15 protein-coding genes are annotated in these 19347 nt (G+C 38.3%); 14 read left to right on the top strand and 1 reads right to left on the bottom strand.

The genetic code is table 11. The features are described 5' to 3' along the window. Positions 1-35: 35 nt before the first annotated feature. The 9 genes from E7274_RS03765 to E7274_RS03725 all read left to right on the top strand — a co-directional run bounded on the left by E7274_RS03765 (position 36) and on the right by E7274_RS03725 (position 8542). Positions 36-284: a sulfurtransferase TusA family protein gene (locus E7274_RS03765; protein WP_304173872.1), complete on the top strand. Its 249-nt coding sequence runs from the start codon at positions 36-38 to the stop codon at positions 282-284. Between the two features lie 2 nt (positions 285-286). Continuing rightward, positions 287-604: a thioredoxin family protein gene (locus tag E7274_RS03760; RefSeq protein ID WP_304173870.1), complete on the top strand. Its 318-nt coding sequence runs from the start codon at positions 287-289 to the stop codon at positions 602-604. Between the two features lie 19 nt (positions 605-623). After that, entirely contained in the window at positions 624-830 is a 207-nt protein-coding gene (thiS, locus tag E7274_RS03755; RefSeq protein WP_304173868.1) for a sulfur carrier protein ThiS, read from the top strand. After that, positions 830-1669 carry a thiazole biosynthesis adenylyltransferase ThiF gene (gene thiF / locus E7274_RS03750; protein ID WP_304173866.1) on the top strand — a complete coding sequence of 280 codons (840 nt, stop codon included), beginning with the start codon at positions 830-832 and terminating at the stop codon, positions 1667-1669. Before thiS ends, thiF begins: the two co-directional genes overlap by 1 nt. Further along, positions 1656-2087 carry a M67 family metallopeptidase gene (locus E7274_RS03745; RefSeq protein ID WP_304173865.1) on the top strand — a complete coding sequence of 144 codons (432 nt, stop codon included), beginning with the start codon at positions 1656-1658 and terminating at the stop codon, positions 2085-2087. Before thiF ends, E7274_RS03745 begins: the two co-directional genes overlap by 14 nt. Positions 2088-2096: 9 nt before the next feature. Next, positions 2097-3002 carry a hydroxymethylbilane synthase gene (gene hemC / locus E7274_RS03740; RefSeq protein WP_304173863.1) on the top strand — a complete coding sequence of 302 codons (906 nt, stop codon included), beginning with the start codon at positions 2097-2099 and terminating at the stop codon, positions 3000-3002. A 1-nt stretch (position 3003) separates the two neighbouring features. Beyond that, entirely contained in the window at positions 3004-4539 is a 1536-nt protein-coding gene (gene cobA / locus E7274_RS03735; RefSeq protein ID WP_304173861.1) for a uroporphyrinogen-III C-methyltransferase, read from the top strand. Between the two features lie 81 nt (positions 4540-4620). Beyond that, entirely contained in the window at positions 4621-6717 is a 2097-nt protein-coding gene (gene htpG, locus E7274_RS03730; protein ID WP_304173859.1) for a molecular chaperone HtpG, read from the top strand. Positions 6718-6907: 190 nt separating this feature from the next. Continuing rightward, positions 6908-8542: an alpha-glucosidase gene (locus E7274_RS03725; protein ID WP_304173857.1), complete on the top strand. Its 1635-nt coding sequence runs from the start codon at positions 6908-6910 to the stop codon at positions 8540-8542. 40 nt (positions 8543-8582) lie between these two features. Here E7274_RS03725 and E7274_RS03720 read toward each other — a convergent pair whose 3' ends face one another. Next, positions 8583-12836, bottom strand: a complete 4254-nt coding sequence (locus tag E7274_RS03720; RefSeq protein ID WP_304173855.1) for a 2-hydroxyacyl-CoA dehydratase — start codon at positions 12834-12836, stop codon at positions 8583-8585. Between the two features lie 259 nt (positions 12837-13095). Here E7274_RS03720 and E7274_RS03715 point away from each other — a divergent pair, with 259 nt between their 5' ends. The 5 genes from E7274_RS03715 (at position 13096) to E7274_RS03695 (ending at position 19305) form a co-directional block, all read left to right on the top strand. After that, positions 13096-14343, top strand: a complete 1248-nt coding sequence (locus E7274_RS03715) for a glutamine synthetase family protein (RefSeq protein WP_304173853.1) — start codon at positions 13096-13098, stop codon at positions 14341-14343. Positions 14344-14357: 14 nt separating this feature from the next. Next, positions 14358-14930, top strand: coding sequence for an ANTAR domain-containing response regulator (locus E7274_RS03710; protein WP_304173851.1), 573 nt, complete (start codon positions 14358-14360; stop codon positions 14928-14930). Position 14931: 1 nt separating this feature from the next. Then, positions 14932-16524, top strand: coding sequence for a CTP synthase (locus E7274_RS03705; protein ID WP_304173849.1), 1593 nt, complete (start codon positions 14932-14934; stop codon positions 16522-16524). A gap of 34 nt (positions 16525-16558) precedes the next feature. Next, positions 16559-17986, top strand: coding sequence for an NCS2 family permease (locus E7274_RS03700; protein ID WP_033154429.1), 1428 nt, complete (start codon positions 16559-16561; stop codon positions 17984-17986). 146 nt (positions 17987-18132) lie between these two features. After that, positions 18133-19305, top strand: a complete 1173-nt coding sequence (locus E7274_RS03695; RefSeq protein ID WP_304173847.1) for an aldo/keto reductase — start codon at positions 18133-18135, stop codon at positions 19303-19305. Positions 19306-19347 lie beyond the last annotated feature (42 nt).

The raw sequence follows: 19347 nt of genomic DNA, 5'->3' as shown, positions 1-19347 counted from the left end.
CTTGTAGCCGTAACTGCCGGACTAGGAGGTTTAGTATGAGTGAATTATTAGAATATGATGAAGCGGTAGATATCACAGATAAGGTTTGTCCTTTGACTTTTGTTACTGCCAAGGTAGCAATCGAAGAGCTTGACGATGGACAGATTTTGGCTGTCCGCATGAATGATGGCGAGCCAGTACAAAACGTACCTCGTTCATTTAAAGAGGATGGCCACCAAATTTTGAAGCTTAATGACAATGAGGATGGAACATATACATTGTTTGTAAGAAAAGTGGAGGAGTAAGTATGGCTACAAGAATTTATACAGATGATTTTGAATCAAGGGTACTTGAAAGTGACGTGCCAGTTGTAGTGGATTTTTATTCTGATTCATGCATTACATGCAAAAAGTTGGCTCCAACTCTTTGTGATATTGAAGAGGAGTACGAAGGCAAGCTTAATGTATTTAAGGTTAATACAAACTATGATACAAAGCTTGTTGAAGAGTATGAAATTAAGGCGAATCCTACTCTTATTCTTTTTAAAGAGGGCAAGGCTGTTGGCAAGCAGGTAGGCCCAAGAGAGTATGATGAGCTAGTTGAGTGGTTAGAAGACTATATTTAATTTATTGGAGGATAATAAAATGACAATCACAGTTTCAGGCGAAAAGAAAGAATATAAGGATGGTTTGACATTACCAGAGCTTATTGAAATTGAGGATGTGGAAACACCTCAGTATGTTACAGTTTCAATCAATGATGAGTTTGTTCCAACAGAAGAGAAAGAGTCTACTGTTTTAAAGGAAGGTGATTCTGTTGAGTTCCTTTACTTCATGGGAGGTGGCTGTTAATGGCAATGACAGATGAACAGATTGAACGCTACAGTCGCCACATCATCCTTAAAGAAGTAGGAGCAAAGGGACAGAAAAAACTTTTAAATGCCAGTGTTCTAATTATCGGGGCAGGTGGTCTGGGTGCACCAGCAGCAATGTATCTTGCAGCAGCAGGTGTAGGGAAAATTGGTATCGTAGATGCGGATGAAGTTGATTTATCAAATCTTCAGCGTCAAATTATCCATAGTACTGCAGATATTGGTAAGCCAAAGGTAAAATCTGCAAAGGAAACTATGAACGCCATGAATCCTGATGTTGAAGTGAAAACCTATCATAAGTTTGTGGATTCAACAAACATTCGCGAACTAATTCGTGAATACGATTTTATAATTGACGGTACAGATAATTTCCCAGCAAAGTTTCTTATAAATGATGCATGTGTTATGGAAAAGAAACCATTCAGCCATGCAGGTATCATTCGCTTTAAGGGGCAGCTTATGACGTACGTTCCAGGGGAAGGCCCTTGCTACAGATGTGTCTTTAAAAATCCACCACCAAAGGATGCAGTACCAACCTGCAAACAGGCAGGAGTTATTGGTGCAATGGGCGGCGTGATCGGTTCGCTTCAGGCAATGGAAGCAATCAAATATATTGTTGGTGTTGGTGATTTATTAACAGGAAAGCTTCTAACATACGATGCTGTAAACCAGGACTTCAGAAAGATTAAGCTTCCACATGATACAAGCAAATGTCCTGTTTGTGGTGCTAATCCTACAATCACAGAGCTTATTGATTATGAGCAGGAAGTATGCGAGGAAACAGCAGGTAGATTCGAGGTTAAAAATGAAAATAATTAGACTGAATTATCGTATTTACGATGAGTTGGTAGAATATGCAAAAAATCATTTGCCAGAGGAAGCTTGTGGGTTGATTGCTGGTAAAGAAACAGATGGCGGATTTACTATAGAAAAGGTATACTACTTAGAGAACATTGACCACGCAAATGATCATTTTACACTTGATCCTAAGGATCAAATGACTGCAATCAAGGATATGAGAACACTTGGATTGAAGCCTATAGGCAATTGGCATTCTCATCCAGAATCGCCATCTAGACCATCTTTGGAGGATATAAAGCTGGCCTACGATTCAAAGGCTAGCTATATGATTCTTTCTTTAATGGCAAAAAATCCGGTGCTCAACAGTTTTCATATTGAAGATGGGCAAGTGAGTAAAGAGGATTTGCGAATCTATTCAGAGGAATACTATTACTAGGATTAATTGATGAAAATTAGAATTGGAACTCGTGGCTCTAAGCTAGCCTTAGCACAGTCAAATTACGTATTAGAAAAATTAAAAGAAAGATTTCCAGAAAATGATTATGAATTAGTAGTAATCAAAACAACAGGAGATTTGGATCAAAATAGACCCTTGGATGCATTGGGCTCCAAGGGAATTTTTACTGATGAGATTGAAAAGGCACTTTTATCTGGAGAAATTCAGCTTGCGGTTCATTCGATGAAGGATATGCCAGATACGCTAAAGGATGGTCTTATTTTTGCTGATCCTTGGGATAGGGAGGATGCTAGAGATGTGTTGGTTCTCAATGACGCAGAATCCTTGGAGGACCTACCAAAAGGAGCCAATATTGCAACAGGTAGCAAGCGACGTTCTTATCAACTTCTTGCACTTAGGCCAGATATCAATATCTTTCCAATAAGAGGAAATATTGATACTAGAATCAGAAAGCTTAGAGAGGGACTTCCTGACGGAACAAAGCTTGATGGAATTGTGCTTGCGGCAGCAGGATTAAAGCGTTTAGGTTTGGAATCGGAAATATCTCAGTATGTAAGTATACAAGACATGATTCCCGCACCAGCTCAAGGCACACTGGCTATTGAACTAAAAGCAGATAATGAAGAGCTTTTAGAGATGGTTAACTCTTTCTCGGATGAAGTAATACGAAATATCACATATTTAGAGCGAGGCTTCCTAAAGAAAATTGGTGGCGATTGCCATTTACCAATAGGAGCATATGCATGTGTTACAGATAAAGGCTACGAGCTTAGGGCTTTGTTTGGCACAGAGGATGGAAGCAAAATTGCAAAGACTGTTGTGTCGGGAGAAAAAGCTACAGAAGAAATGATTGATAAGGCTGTTTTGGTTATTCGAAAACAGCTGGAGGATTAGTATGTCAGAACTAAACAAAGTAGTTTTAGTTGGAGCAGGTCCAGGTGAGTGGGGCCTGCTCACTTTAAAAGGAGCAGAATACTTAAAAAAAGCAGACTGTGTTATTTACGACAGACTTCTAAATAAAAAGTTTCTGGAAATGACGCCTGATGGTTGTGAGAAGATTTTTGTTGGAAAAGAAAATCATAATCATACCATGAAACAGGAGAATATAAATGAGCTATTATATGAGAAATCTAAAGAGTATAACCTTGTCGTTCGCCTAAAAGGGGGCGATAGTTATGTATTTGGAAGAGGCGGAGAAGAAGCATTATATCTTCTTGAAAGAGGTGTAAATGTAGAGGTGGTTTCTGGTGTAACGTCACCTATAGCAGCTCTTTCTGCAGCAGGCATTCCAATTACACATAGAGGATTGGCAAAAGGCTTTCAGGTTATAACGGCTCACAGTAGAAAAGATGAGGCTGCGGATATTGATTATAGTCAGCTCCTTGAGGAGGATGTGACCCTTGTGTTTTTGATGGGGTTATCACATGTTGGTGAAATAGCAGAAGGGCTAATCAATGCCGGCCGTTCGCCAAAGACTCCAGCGGCAGTTATTTCTAATGCTACCACTAATAAGCAAAAGAAATGTGTGGGGACTTTAGCTGATATATCGGATTTGGTTGAAAAGGCAAATCTTGTTTCCCCATCTATAATTGTGGTGGGAGATGTGGTTGCTATGTCAGATAGACTGTCTTTATTTGAAAAGCGCCCATTATTCGGCAAAAGGTATTTTCTCCCAAAGATTATAGGATTTAATTACGGTTTCGGTGAGAAGTTTTCGTATGAGAAAACTAATAAGTTGGAAGAGCAGCTGATACAATTGGGCGCTCAAGTCTACACTGTTGATAGTGGAAAGATTGTTCCATTAGAAATTGATCTTGGTTTCTTAGAATTAACTCAGCCAAGTGATTACATCGTGTTTACCAGTGCAAATGGTGTAAAGGCTTTCTTTTATAATTTATATGAGGTTTCAAAAAAAGATATTAGAAGTATTGGTTCTGTTAAGATAGCTGCCATAGGAGCAAAAACTGCGTCGGCTCTAGAATCTTTTGGGGTGAGAGCAGATGTGATATCAGAAGCACAAAATGGTAAAGATTTGGCTCTGAAAATTAGCGAAAAGATTGTAAGTGGTGGTAAAGTATACTGGCTGTGCGCTTCAAACATGTCCGAGGATTTTGAAGCAAATCTTGATAATAGAATTCTATTAAACAAGATTCCTGTATATAAAAACGAAAAGCTTGAAGTATCTATTACTGATAGTGATTTAGAAGAAATATCATCCTATGATGGTGCAGTGTTTACTAGCGCCAGTAATGCATTGTTTGGAGCTGAGATTTTAGGAGATAAAATGCCATCGCAGATTTTTGCAATAGGAAATGCTTGTAAAAGAGCAATATCAGACAGGTATGATAACATCTCGGCAGCAGAGATTTCTTCCTATGAAGGACTACTGGATTTGATAAAAAATTATACTATTAGCACTCATTGTATATGAGTGCTAATTTTTTATTGACTTTGAAAATTTGCAGTATTATCATATATTTCAGTGAGATTAACACAAAGGAGTGACGTAATTATGAGTAACAAAAAAGGTAGTTTATCAATTACAAGTGAAAATATTTTTCCAGTGATTAAGAAGTGGTTATACTCTGATCACGACATTTTCTATAGAGAGCTTATTTCAAATGGTTGCGATGCTATCACTAAGCTCAAGAAGTTGGATATGATGGGAGAGTATTCACTCCCACTTGATTATAAGGCAAAGATTCAGGTTATCGTTAGCCCTGAGGACAAGACACTTACATTCATTGATAATGGTCTTGGTATGACAGCAGATGAGGTAGATGAATATATCAATCAAATCGCTTTCTCTGGTGCTACTGATTTCCTTGAGAAATATAAGGACAAGGCTGATTCTGATCAGATTATTGGTCACTTCGGTCTTGGTTTCTACTCAGCATTTATGGTAGCTGATGAAGTACACATCGATACACTTTCATACAAGGATGGCGCTACAGCAGTTCATTGGGAATGCGATGGCGGCACTGAGTTCGAAATGGGCGATGGTGATTGGGACCAGGTAGGTACTAAAATCACATTATTCTTAAATGAAGATTGCCTCGAGTTTGCTAATGAATATAGAGCTCGCGAAGTCATCGAGAAATACTGTTCATTCATGCCTACAGAGATTTTCCTTTCAAAGAAGGATGCTCCAGAGGAGTATGAGACTATCGATGCAGCTGACAAGCTTGACACAGACAAGGTTATCGAAGAAATCCATGAGGATGCTAAGTTTGAAGAAAAAGAAAATGAAAAAGGCGAGAAGGAACAGGTAGAGGTTTCTCCTGCAAAGGACAAGCTTAAGATTGTTAAGCGTCTAGTAGCTCTTAATGAGACACATCCACTTTGGACTAAGAATCCTTCAGAGTGTACAGAGGAAGAATACAAGGCATTCTATCGTGATGTATTCCATGACTACAAGGAGCCACTTTTCTGGATTCACCTCAACATGGATTATCCATTCAATCTCAAGGGTATTTTATACTTCCCTAAGATTAACACTGAGTATGATTCAATCGAAGGTACAATCAAGCTTTACAACAATCAGGTATTCATTGCTGATAATATTAAAGAGGTCATCCCTGAGTTCTTGATGCTTCTTAAGGGTGTTATTGATTGTCCAGACCTTCCACTTAATGTATCACGTTCTGCACTTCAGAATGATGGATTTGTTACAAAGATTTCTGAGTACATTACTAAAAAGGTTGCTGACAAGCTTACTGGTATGTGCAAAACAGAAAAAGAATCTTATGAGAAATATTGGGATGACATCGCTCCATTCATCAAGTTTGGCTGCTTAAAGGATAACAAGTTCTGCGATAAGATGAACGATTACATCCTCTTCAAGGATATCAACGACAAGTACATCACACTTCCTGAGCTCTTAGTTAAGGAAGAAGAAAAAGCTACAGATGAAAATGGTGAAAAGGTCGAGGCAGAGGTTGTTGATGAGGCAAAGGATGCTGATGAAACAAAGGATGCTGATGATAATAAAGAGCCAGAGGATACAAGAAAGACTGTTTACTATGTAACAGATGTTGCTCAGCAGGGCCAGTACATCAACATGTTCAAAGAGCAGGGCATGAATGCTGTAATCCTTGATCATGCAATTGATACTTCATTTATTACTCAGCTTGAACAGAGAAATGAGAACTACAAGTTCTGCAGAATCGATGCTGATGTTACAGATTCTATGGTTGAGGAAACATCTGAGGACGAGCTTAAGTCTGAAACAGAGACACTTACAGATGTATTTAGAAAAGCTTTAGGCAACGAAGGTCTTGAAGTTAAGGTAGAAAAGTTCAAGAATAAAGATCTTTCTTCTATGATTACAGTATCAGAAGAGAGCCGTCGTATGCAGGATATGATGAAGATGTATGCTATGGGCGGCATGGATATGAGTATGTTTGGCTCAGCTTCTGAGACACTTGTACTTAATGCAAACAATGACTTAGTTAAGTACATCCTTAATAACAAGGATTCAGAGAATGTACCTACATTTGCAGCTCAGCTTTACGATTTAGCAAAGATTGCAAATGCACCACTTTCACCAGAAGCTATGACAGAGTTTGTTGCTAGATCAAATAAGATTATGATGTTATTAACAAAGTAGTAGATGCAAAACTTGCATTCTTTTATAACGGTAGGCGTTTTAGCCTGCCGTTTTTTTAAAATATAAAGCGAATAGAAAGAATTAACAAACAACTTATCTTTATTTGTGTGTAAATTGTGAATAAATCATTGAAATAATGTGTCATTTTAGTTATTATTAATCTATCACATATTGCTATGGGGGAAGGGTTATGGCAGCAGCTGGTACAAAAAAATGGTGGAAAAACGCTATAGTTTATCAAATTTATCCACGATCGTTTTGTGATAGTAATGGTGATGGAATAGGGGATATTCCAGGTATAATTTCAAAATTACATTATCTAAAAGAACTGGGAGTAGATGCCATTTGGCTTAGTCCAGTTTATCAAAGCCCTGGTTATGACAATGGTTATGATATTTCTGATTATAAGGGCATCAATCCTGAATATGGCACCATGGAAGACATGGAGAAGCTTATAAGTAAAGCCAAAAGGCTTGGAATAAAGATAATAATGGATTTGGTTATTAATCATACTTCTGATGAGCATGAATGGTTTAAAAAAGCTCTCGCTGGTGATGAAAAATATCGAAATTATTATTATTTCAGAGAAGGAAATGGTCGCAGTTATCCAAATAACTGGGGTTCATTCTTTGGCGGTCGCGCATGGTCAAAAACTGAAAAGGGTGATTATTACTTACACCTTTTTAGTAAAAAACAACCTGATTTAAATTGGCAAAATCCTGATGTATTTGATGAAATAACAGATATCATGAGATTTTGGTTGGATAAGGGTGTTGCTGGATTCAGATGTGACGTAATTAATATCATTTATAAACAGTCACTGGAAAATGGAAAAAAGCGTTTAGCATTGACAGGTAGGGAACACTATCTGAACACTGAAGGATGCCATGAATTATTAAAGCGCTTCAACGAGGAAGTGTGGAGCAAATACAAGACATTCATAGTTGGCGAAACTGTTTTTGTGACTCCTGATGATGCAAAGCTTCTTAGTGATGAAAATCGTAAAGAGCTTGATGCTGTGTTCTTCTTTGAACACATGGACGTAGATAACTACGGAATAAAATGGTTTAAAAAGGGATTTAATCCAAGTAAGCTTATTAAAGTGTTGGATAAATGGCAGAATGCTTTAGAAGTTCCAGCGAATTATTTGGAGAATCATGATCAGATTCGCTCTGTTAATCACTTTGGAAATGTTGGCAAATACTGGGAGAAAAGTGCAAAACTTTTATGTGGTTTAAATCTTAGCCTTCGAGGAGTTCCTTTTATATATGAGGGTGAGGAAATTGGCATGACAAATGGCGATTTTAAGGGCCTTAAGGAACTAAAAGACGTAGAATCATATAACATTAATCAATCATTGAGAAAGATGTTATTGGTCCACTCTATTCGACGCAAATTAATTCTTCAGACCACAAGAGACAATGCAAGAACTCCTGTACAATGGGATGCAAGCGATAATGCAGGTTTTACTACAGGTACACCTTGGCTAAAAATCAATGCTAATAAATCATTTATTAATGTTGAGACAGAGCTTAGAGATGATAATAGCATCTTAAACTTCTATAAGAATATGATTGAATTCCGAAAGAATTCAGAGGCACTTCAGGATGGAAATTATAGAAGAGTAGCCTCACCAAGTGATGTTTTTATCTTTACCAGAGAATCTACTCATGAAAGACTTTACATTTACTGCAATCTTTCTAGCTTCAACAAGGCTGTAGAATTTTATGGTGACAATATCATCTTTAGTAATTATGAGGAGGCAGAAAGAGAAAACTTCTTCTTAAAGCCATATGAATTTAGAATAGTGGTGGCAAATATATGATAAACAAAAAGCCAGCTCTGCGGAGCTGGCTTTTGCTATATTACTCGGCCTTAGCCAAGTTTTTATTTGCTGTAGAAAGCATAAGCTTAATTCTGTTGAGCTGGTTAACTTCAGATGCACCTGGATCGTAGTCGATGGCTACGATATTTGCCTCTGGGTGCTCATGACGGATACGCTTGATAACACCCTTACCAACTACGTGGTTTGGCAAGCATCCGAAAGGCTGGATACATACGATATTGCTTGCACCTGTTTCAATAAGCTCAAGCATTTCACCTGTAAGGAACCATCCTTCACCAGTCTGGTTACCGATTGATACGATTTCTTTAGCGTTTGCTGCAGTATCTGTAATGTATGCTGGAGCAGTAAATCTCTTCGACTTATTAAATTCATCTCTGGCAGCACTTCTGAGCCATTCAAAGAATTTAATTCCCATGTTGCAATAGAACTTTGTCTTGCGACTTGCACCAAGGTTTTCCTCCTTAAAGTTTGCATTGTAGAAACTGTAAAGAAGGAAGTCAGTAAGATCTGGAACAACTGCTTCGGCACCTTCCTGCTCAAGTAATTCAGCAAGCTGATTGTTTGCTGCTGGAAGGAACTTAACAAGAATTTCTCCTACGATACCAACACGTGGCTTCTTAAGACCTTCGATGATAGGAAGGTTATCGAAATCGCGAATCATTTCACGGCACATTCTCTTGAACTTGCGGTGAGAAAGAATCTTTGTATTAGAAACAAAATCGATAACTTGTTTTCTCCACTTATCGTGAAGCTTGTTTGTTGAGCCAGGAACTGCTTCATAAGGACGTACTCTATAAACACAACGAAGTAAGATATCGCCAAAAGTAAGAGCGTAAAGTCCGTGCTGGATAAGGCTAGGTGTAAGCTTGAATCCAGGGTTTGGCTCGAAGCCGTTAAGGTTCAATGAGATAACTGGAACATCAGGATAGCCTGCTTTTGCAAGTGCACGTCTGATGAAACCGATGTAGTTTGAAGCACGACATCCACCACCTGTCTGTGAAATGAGGAGAGCAGTACGGCTCATATCAAACTCACCTGAATCGATAGCAGCCATAAGCTGTCCGATTACCATAAGTGAAGGGTAGCATGCATCGTTGTTAACATACTTAAGTCCCACATCTACACATGTACGTGTAGGAATATCAGGAATCACCAGGTTGTAACCGGCTGCATTAAATGCAGGCTCGATCAAATCAAAGTGGATAGGTGACATCTGTGGGCAGAGGATTGTGTAATTCTTCTTCATTTCCTCTGTAAATACGATACGGTTGTAATTAGCTGGAACAATAGTGCGCTCCTGCTTTTTCTTCTTCTTAACGCGAAGTGCAGCAAGTAGAGAACGTACTCTGATACGAGCAGCACCAAGGTTGTTAACCTCATCAATCTTAAGGCAAGTGTAAATCTTACCAGAGTTTGTAAGGATATCAGCAACCTGATCAGTTGTAACGGCATCAAGACCGCAACCGAATGAGTTAAGCTGAATTAAATCTAAGTTGTCATGCTTCTTAACATAGTTTGCAGCTGAGTACATACGAGAGTGGAACATCCACTGGTCCATAACGATAAGAGGACGCTCAACCTCACCAAGGTTTGAAATAGAATCCTCAGTAAGTACTGCAATGCCGTAGCTGTTAATAAGCTCTGGAATACCGTGGTTAATCTCAGGGTCTACGTGGTAAGGTCTTCCTGCAAGAACGATACCATGCTTTCCTGTTTCTTCTAGATACTTAAGAACTTCCTGGCCCTTAGCGTACATATCATTTCTGAAATGCTCCTGCTCAAGCCATGCTGCATGTGCTGCTGCCTTAACCTCAGAAGCGTCAATATCAAACTCTTCCTTAAATACCTTTTCAAGCTGAGTTGTAAGAATCTCCTCAGAAGAGAATGCCATAAATGGATTAAGGAAACGAACCTTACCAGTTGTAATTTCATCCACATTGTTCTTAATATTTTCAGCGTAAGATGTAACGATAGGGCAGTTGTAGTGGTTGTTAGAATCAGGGAACTCATTTCTTTCGTATGGAATACATGGATAGTAAATGAAGTCCACATTGCCTTCGTTGATAAGCCATTGAACATGACCGTGTGCTATCTTGGCTGGGTAGCACTCTGACTCAGATGGGATTGACTCGATACCCATTTCGTAAACCTTACGGTTTGAACGAGGAGAGAGAACTACTCTAAATTTAAGAGCCTTAAAGAATGTAGCCCAGAATGGGTAATTCTCATAAAGGTTAAGGACACGTGGAATACCAACTGTACCACGAGTAGCTTCTTCCTCTGAAAGAGGCTCATAATCAAAAAGTCTGTTGTATTTATACTCGTAAAGGTTAGGGATGTTTTCTTTGTTCTTAACACCGCCTGCACCCTTTTCACATCTGTTACCTGTGATGAATGAACGTCCGCCTGAGAATCTATTGATTGTAAGTAAGCAGTGGTTCACACAGCCCTGACAACGAGTGAGCTTTGTATCAAATGTAAGGCTGTTAATCTCATCAATGCCAAGTGTAGTTGTAGTAGGATTTTCTTCGTAACGTTCCTTTGCAATAAGAGCACAACCAAAGGCGCCCATGATACCTGCAATATCAGGACGAACTACATTTACACCTGCAACCTTTTCAAGGGAACGAAGAACAGCATCATTGTAGAATGTACCACCCTGAACAACGATGTTCTTGCCGAGCTCTGAAGCATCAGAAAGCTTGATAACCTTGAAGAGTGCGTTCTTTATAACTGAGTAAGCAAGACCAGATGAAATATCTGCAACTGAAGCACCTTCCTTCTGTGCCTGCTTAACCTTTGAATTCATAAATACGGTACAACGTGTACCAAGATCGATTGGGTTAAGAGCGAAGAGCGCTTCCTCGGCAAAATCCTGAACTGTGAAATCAAGGGACTTTGCGAAAGTCTCGATGAATGATCCACAACCAGAAGAACATGCTTCGTTAAGCTGTACGCTATCAACAACTCCATTCTTAATACGGATACACTTCATATCCTGACCACCGATATCAAGGATACAGTCTACATCAGGATTAAAGAATGCTGCAGCATAGTAGTGAGCGATTGTCTCTACTTCGCCATCATCAAGCTGTAAAGCAGCCTTAAGTAAAGCCTCACCATAACCTGTTGAGCAAGAGTGCACGATATGTGTATCTTCAGGCATGATAGAGTAAATTTCTTTTAAAGCTTTAAGTGAAGTAGCAAGTGGGCTACCATTATTGCTTGAGTAGAATGAGTATAGAAGTGTGCCGTCATCACCTACAACAGCAAGCTTTGTAGTAGTAGAACCAGCATCAATACCAAGGTAAACATTACCGTGATAGTTAGCTAAATCACCCTTCTTAACCTGAGCCTTTGCATGTCTGTCCTTGAAGGCTCTGAAATCGTCCTCGCCCTCGAATAAAGGCTCTAGTCTGGCAACCTCAAAGTCCATCTTGATTCCCTGTGAAAGCTTATCGATAAGCTCGTCCATAGGTACGTTCTGATCTTCCTTTGAGTTAAGTGCAGAACCAATAGCTGCAAAAAGGTGAGAGTTATCAAGCAAGATAGCATGCTCATCATCTAATTTAAGTGTACGAATAAATGCTTCTCTAAGTTGATCCAAGAAGTGAAGAGGACCACCGAGGAATGCAACGTGACCACGAATTGGTTTACCACATGCAAGACCTGAGATAGTCTGATTAACTACTGCCTGGAAAATAGAAGCAGATAAGTCTTCCTTTGAAGCACCTTCATTGATAAGTGGCTGAATATCTGTCTTTGCAAAAACACCGCAACGAGCAGCGATAGGATAGATAGCTTTATAGTCCTTTGCGTACTCATTTAATCCAGGTGCGTCAGTCTGAAGTAAAGAAGCCATCTGATCAATGAATGAACCTGTACCACCGGCACAGATACCGTTCATACGCTGCTCAACATTGCCATTTTCAAAATAAATGATTTTAGCATCTTCACCACCGAGCTCGATAGCAACATCTGTCTGTGGAGCATAGTGAGTGAGTGAAGTAGAAACAGCTATAACTTCCTGTACAAATTCAACACCAAGGTGCTTTGCAAGGGTAAGTCCGCCTGAGCCAGTAATCATTGGACGAACTTGAATCTGACCAAGCTTAGACTTGGCTTGAGTTAATAAATCAGTGAGAGTTTGCTGGATGTTAGCAAAGTGTCTCTGATAGTCAGAAAATAAAAGATTGTTATCATCGTCAAGCACTGCAATCTTAACGGTTGTAGAGCCTATATCGATGCCTAATTTGAATAATTTGTTTTCCATATAATAATAATTCTTTCTTATTAATATAATATTTTTGCAACATTACGTATTATAAATGTAGATAAGCAAATATACAATAAACAAAATCTTAAAAATGTTATTTGGTTAAAAGACAATTATATTTTATACAATTGAAAATTTATAAAAATTTTTCTTTACAAATGGATAATGCTGTTGTAATATTTCAGAGTAATTGAGCGTATTTTTTTTAGGAAAGATTTTTCCAAAAAAAAAACGCTTTTTTTATTTTGGAGGGAGCATGTCAAATCTATCAGTAGAAGATATCATCGATTTCGTTGAAGAAAACGACGTAAAATTTATACGTCTAGCCTTTTGTGACCTATACGGTACACAAAAAAACATATCAATAATGCCACAGGAGTTGAGACACGCCTTTGAAGAAGGCGTGAATTTCGACTCCTTTTTAATTTTAGGCTATCATGATGGAGATAGTCAGGATTTATTCCTTAAGCCAGATCCTGATACACTTCATATTTTGCCTTGGCGTCCACAATCAGGACGAGTTGTTCGTATGTATTGTGATGTGGTTCTTGCCGACGGCACTCCATTTACTTATGACTATCGTAATTTCTTAAAAGAAACCCTTAATGAATGTGAGAAAGCAGGATTTAGTACTCGTATGGGTCTTAAATCTGAGTTTTATCTATTTAAAACAGATGAAGATGGAAATCCAACTAAAGAACCATTTGATAATGGTGGATATCTTGATGTTGCGCCAAGTGATAAGGGGGAAAACATTCGAAGAGAAATTTGTCTTACATTGGAAGAAATGGGAATCATCCCACAAACATCTCATCATGAGAGAGGGCCAGGTCAAAATGAGATTGATTTCATGTCCGCCGATGTTCTTACAACAGCTGACAATCTTGTGACCTACAAAAACGTAGTAGAAAACATTGCAGCTAGAAATGGTGTTTATGCATCATTTGATCCACTTCCATTGGAAGATGCACCTGGTAATGGTTTACATATCAAGATGGCAAATTACAAAGGGAATGTAAATCTCCAAACATCTGATGAGGATTTCTCAGAAAGCTTTATGGCAGGTATTCTTAATAGAATGAGGGATATTACTTTATTCCTTAACTGTAGAAGAGATTCCTATAACAGATTTGGAATGGCAGAAGCACCAAAGTATATTACATGGTCTTCTCAAAATAACTCAAGATTATTCAGAGTTCCTGAGATTAATGGGAAGAGAGACCATTTTATACTTCGTTCTCCAGATTCTTGCATCAATCCTTATTTGGCAAGTGCAATTATTTTGCAGGCTGGTCTTGCGGGAATCAAAAATAAAGAAAAGCTTCCACCTGCATTAGAAGTAAATTCTAGATTCTTAACAGAGGATAGATCTGCTTATTTGGAAATGCTACCACTTTCCATTGAGGAAGCTATCGAGTGCGCTGAGAATAGTGAGTTTATCACTAAGTCTTCTTTCAGTGAGGTTACTCAGCGATATATTGATATCATAAAATCTTATATTTAATTTGGAGAGGTTTTATGGAAAGGGCATTGATTGTCTGCAACAACGAAAAAGGAACTCTGTTTTACAAATCCTTTCTTAAAGAAAATGGAATTGTAGATGTGGTTGCAACTGACAATGGACCGCGGGCAAAGAGGGCTATTTTGGACTACGATTTTGATATATGTATTATAAACGGTCCTATAGATAATAGCTCTGGAGAAGATTTAGCAATAGATATTGCTGAAAAGAATAATTGCCAGGTCATATTGTTTATTAAAGCAGAATTTATTGACGAAGTTGCAGAACACGTTGAAGATTACGGCATTATAACTGTTTCAAAGCCAATAAATAAGCAGTTATTTTGGCAGGCTTTGAAACTTGCAAGAGTTGCGCAAAGACGTATTAGTATGGCTCATAAGGAAAGCGCAAAACTTGAGCAAAAGTTAGAGGATATGAAAATCATATCTAGAGCAAAGCTTCTATTGATTGTTAACAATGATATTTCAGAGGAAGAAGCTCATAAAACTATAGAGAAACAAGCGATGGATACGCGAAAATCTCGTGTTGAAGTTGCTAAAGATATTATAAAGAAATACGAAGGAGTTTAAGATGACAAAGCATGTATTTGTTACAGGTGGTGTAGTATCAGGATTAGGAAAAGGTATTACAGCAGCGTCATTAGGACGTTTATTAAAAATGAGAGGTTATAAGGTTGCATCACAAAAACTTGATCCTTATATGAATGTTGATCCTGGCACAATGAGCCCATATCAGCACGGAGAGGTTTTTGTTACAGATGATGGAGCAGAAACAGATCTTGATCTTGGACATTATGAACGCTTTATTGATGAAAGCCTTAACAAATATTCTAATCTTACGTCAGGAAAAGTATATTGGAATGTTCTTAATCGTGAGCGTAAAGGTGAGTATTTAGGCCAGACTGTTCAGGTTATTCCACATATCACAGAAGAAATAAAGAGATTCATTTATATGGGTGCTGAAACATCTGATTGTGATGTTTTGATTACAGAAATAGGTGGAACAACAGGCGATATAGAGTCACAGCCTTTCCTTGAGGCTATTCGCCAGGTATCTCTTGAAAAAGGACGTGAAAACTGCTTATTTATTCATGTAACTTTGGTTCCATGGCTTTCAGGCTCAGAAGAACATAAATCAAAACCAACACAGCATTCAGTTAAGGAGCTACAGTCTCTTGGTATTTCGCCAAATATTATTGTTTGCCGTGTTGATCATCCACTTGAGCAGTCTATTAAGGATAAGATTTCTCTATTCTGTAATGTAAAGAAGGACTGCGTTATTGAGAATGATACCCTTGATTGCTTATATGAAGCACCTCTTATGATGCACAAGTATGGCCTTGATGATGTTGTATGTCGTGAACTTGGTTTAGAAAATCCTTCTCCAGACATTGAAGAATGGGAAAAAATGGTAGATAATATAAAAGGCTTGAAGAAGGTGACAAAAATTGCTATTGTTGGTAAGTACGTTGCACTTCATGATGCTTATTTATCAGTTCGCGAAGCATTATACCACGGCGGATATGCAAACAGTGCTCACGTTGAAATCGAATGGGTTGATTCTGAAACAATCACAAAAGACAATGTAAAAGATGTTTTAGGTGGTGTAGATGGAATTCTTGTACCAGGAGGATTTGGCGATAGAGGAGTAGAAGGAAAGATAGCTGCTTGCCAGTTCGCACGTGAAAATGATATTCCTTATCTTGGTATTTGCTTAGGTATGCAGGTTGCTGCAATTGAGTTTGCAAGAAATGTTTGCGGCCTTGAGGATGCCAATTCTCGTGAGTTTAATAGCACAGGAAAGAATTGCGTAATCGACCTTATGGAAGAACAGATGGCTGTTCTTAGAAAGGGCGGAACAATGCGCCTTGGAGCATATCCTTGTGCAGTTCAAAAAAATACAAAATTATATGAAGCATATGGTTCAGAAAATATATCTGAGCGCCATAGACATAGATTCGAGTTTAATAATCAATATCGTAAGCTTATGACAGAAAAAGGTCTCACAATCTCTGGTACTTCACCTAATGATGAAGTTGTTGAAGCAATCGAAGTTTCATCAAACAAATTCCATGTAGGTGTACAATTCCATCCTGAGTTTAAGAGCCGCCCAAATAAGCCACATCCATTGTTTGCTGCGTTTATCAAAGCAAGCTTGAAGTAGTTCCCTATAAATTTTTTATATAAAGGAGAAAAAAATGTTAGAGAAAAGATTTAAACTCAAAGAGAACAACACTTCTGTAAAGACAGAAATCATCGCTGGTCTCACCACATTCATGACAATGGCTTATATCATTGCCTTGAATCCAAACCTTCTTACTGGTTACGGTGCAGGTGGTCAGGCACTTTGGAATGGTGTATTCCTTGCCACATGTATTTCATCAGCGGTCGCTATGTTTGTTATGGCTTTCCTTGCAAATAAGCCTTTCTGTCTTGCTCCAGGTATGGGACTTAACTCATTCATGGCTATTGTAATCGGCAACCTTGTTGCTATGACTGGTATGGGATATGTAGAGTCATTCCAGGCAATGCTTTGCATCATTCTTATCGAAGGTATTGTATTCTTTATCCTTTCACTTCTCAATATTCGTGAAAAGATTGTAGATGCAATTCCACTTGGCATTCGTCTCGGTATTTCACCAGCTATTGGACTTATGCTTCTTAACATTGGTTTTGGTTCAAATGTTTACATTGCAGATTCAAACTTCAATCAGTTTTTTGCAATGAAAGATTTCTTCGGAGCTCTTACAGCTTCATACGCTAAGCAGACAATGACAGATGCTTACCCAGTAATGGTTCTTTCTGTTATTACAATGTTTGTTGGTTTGTTTATTATTGTAGTTCTTGCATCAAAGGGCGTTAAGGCTTCAGTTATTATTGGTATGCTTGCTGCATCAGTAATTTACTGGATTGGCGATTTCTTCGTACTTGGCCAGAATCCTTTTGCATCACTTGCAACAGCATCATTTGTTCCTGCATTTGGTGATATGGCTACAACAACACTCTTTAAGTTTAATTTTGCTGGTCTAACTCAGATGGGGTGGTTTACAGCAGTAACACTTGTTATCACATTCTGTATCATTGATATGTTCGATACAATTGGAACATTAGTAGGTACAGCTTCTCGTGCAGGTATGGTTGATAGAGAAGGCAATATGCCAAACATGAAGGAAGCTCTTCTTTCAGATTCTGTCGGAACAATTTTCGGTGCTTGCACAGGTACATCAACAGTTACAACATTTATCGAGTCAGCTTCAGGTGTTGAGGCAGGAGGACGTACAGGTCTTACAGCACTTACATGTGGTATTGCTTTCCTTCTTTGCATTTTCCTTGCACCTATCGCAGCAATTATTCCAGCAGCTGCAACATCAGCAGCACTCATCTATGTTGGTGTTCTTATGATGACAGGTCTTAAGAAGGTAAACTTTGATGACCTTTCAGTATGTGTACCAGTTACTATCATGCTTATTGCTATGCCTGTTTCTGGTTCAATCGGACATGGTATTGGTCTTGCAATGATTTCTTACACAGTAATCAAGGTGTTCACAGGCAAGGCAAAGGAAGTATCTGCTCTTACATATGTAATCTCAGTACTTTTCCTTATCAAGTTCTTCTTGGCAGTATAAGAAATAATATAGACATTCAAAAGCTAGCTCTAATTACGGAGCTAGCCTTTTTTATTGAAAGCGAATATCTGAGTTTCTATTGACTAACTATATGGAGTGTGGAGTATTATGTAGATAGATTTTGCACAATTGAAAGGAGAGGACTAATGGCAAATATATTTGGGGATAACACTAAAAAACTCGGTTTTGGTTTAATGCGTTTACCAAGATTAGATCCTAACAAAGAAGATTCAATTGATGTAGAGACTCTTAAAAAGATGGTTGATACCTTTATTGAAAGAGGATTTACATATTTTGATACTGCTTGGATGTATTGTGGATTTAAGTCTGAAAATGCTACAAAAGAGGCATTGGTAGATAGATATCCTAGAGACAAATTCACTCTTGCCGATAAACTCCATGCTGGCTTCTTTAATAAAGCCGAAGAGATGGATGAAATTTTCAACAAGCAGTTGGAAAAGACAGGCGTTTCATATTTTGATTATTACCTTATCCACGATGTGGGCGAGGGACACTATAAGAAATATACAGAGCTTGGAAGCTTTGAATGGCTGGCTAAAAAGAAAGAAGCAGGCCTCGTTAAGCATATGGGATTCTCTTATCATGACAGAGCTGAGCTTTTAGACAGAATTCTCACAGAGCATCCAGAGGTTGAATTCGTTCAGCTTCAGATAAACTACCTTGATTGGGAAAGTGAAGCTATTCAATCAAGAAAATGCTACGAGGTGTGTGTAAAGCACAATAAGCCAGTGGTTGTTATGGAACCAGTTAAAGGAGGTACATTAGCAAATGTGCCAGATGCAGTGACAGATTTATTCAAGAACTACGATGCTAATGCTTCAATTCCATCGTGGGCTATACGTTTTGCGGCGTCACTCCCAAATGTAAAGATGGTTCTTTCTGGAATGGGAAGTGAACAGATGCTTCTTGATAACACAGGCTATATGGCAGATTTTAAGCCTTTATCAGAGGAAGAACAAAAGCTTGTTGCTATGGCAAGAGATATTATTAACGGTGCTATTGCAATTCCATGTACAGCATGTGCTTATTGTGTAGATGGCTGCCCAATGAATATTCCAATTCCAAAGTATTTCTCATTGTATAACGCAGAAAAACAGGAATCAAAGGATAAAGGATTTACTATTCAACGTGAATACTATGAGCGTTTAAATGCAAATTTTGGTAAGGCTAGTGATTGCATTAAGTGTGGTAAATGCGAGAATATCTGCCCTCAGCATCTTCCTATTAGAAAGAATCTTGAGCTTGTAGCAGAATTATTTGAAACTTTGAATGCAAAAGCAACTGCTAGTAAACATTGACACTAAAAATTTTAAACCTTAAAATGAGGCCAAAACGGAGCT

The organism is Pseudobutyrivibrio ruminis (assembly GCF_015057245.1).
GTDB classification, from domain to species: Bacteria; Bacillota; Clostridia; order Lachnospirales; family Lachnospiraceae; genus Pseudobutyrivibrio; species Pseudobutyrivibrio ruminis_E.
The sequence above is the reverse complement of the archived record's forward strand: the minus strand, read 5'-3'. Positions and strand labels throughout refer to the sequence as shown.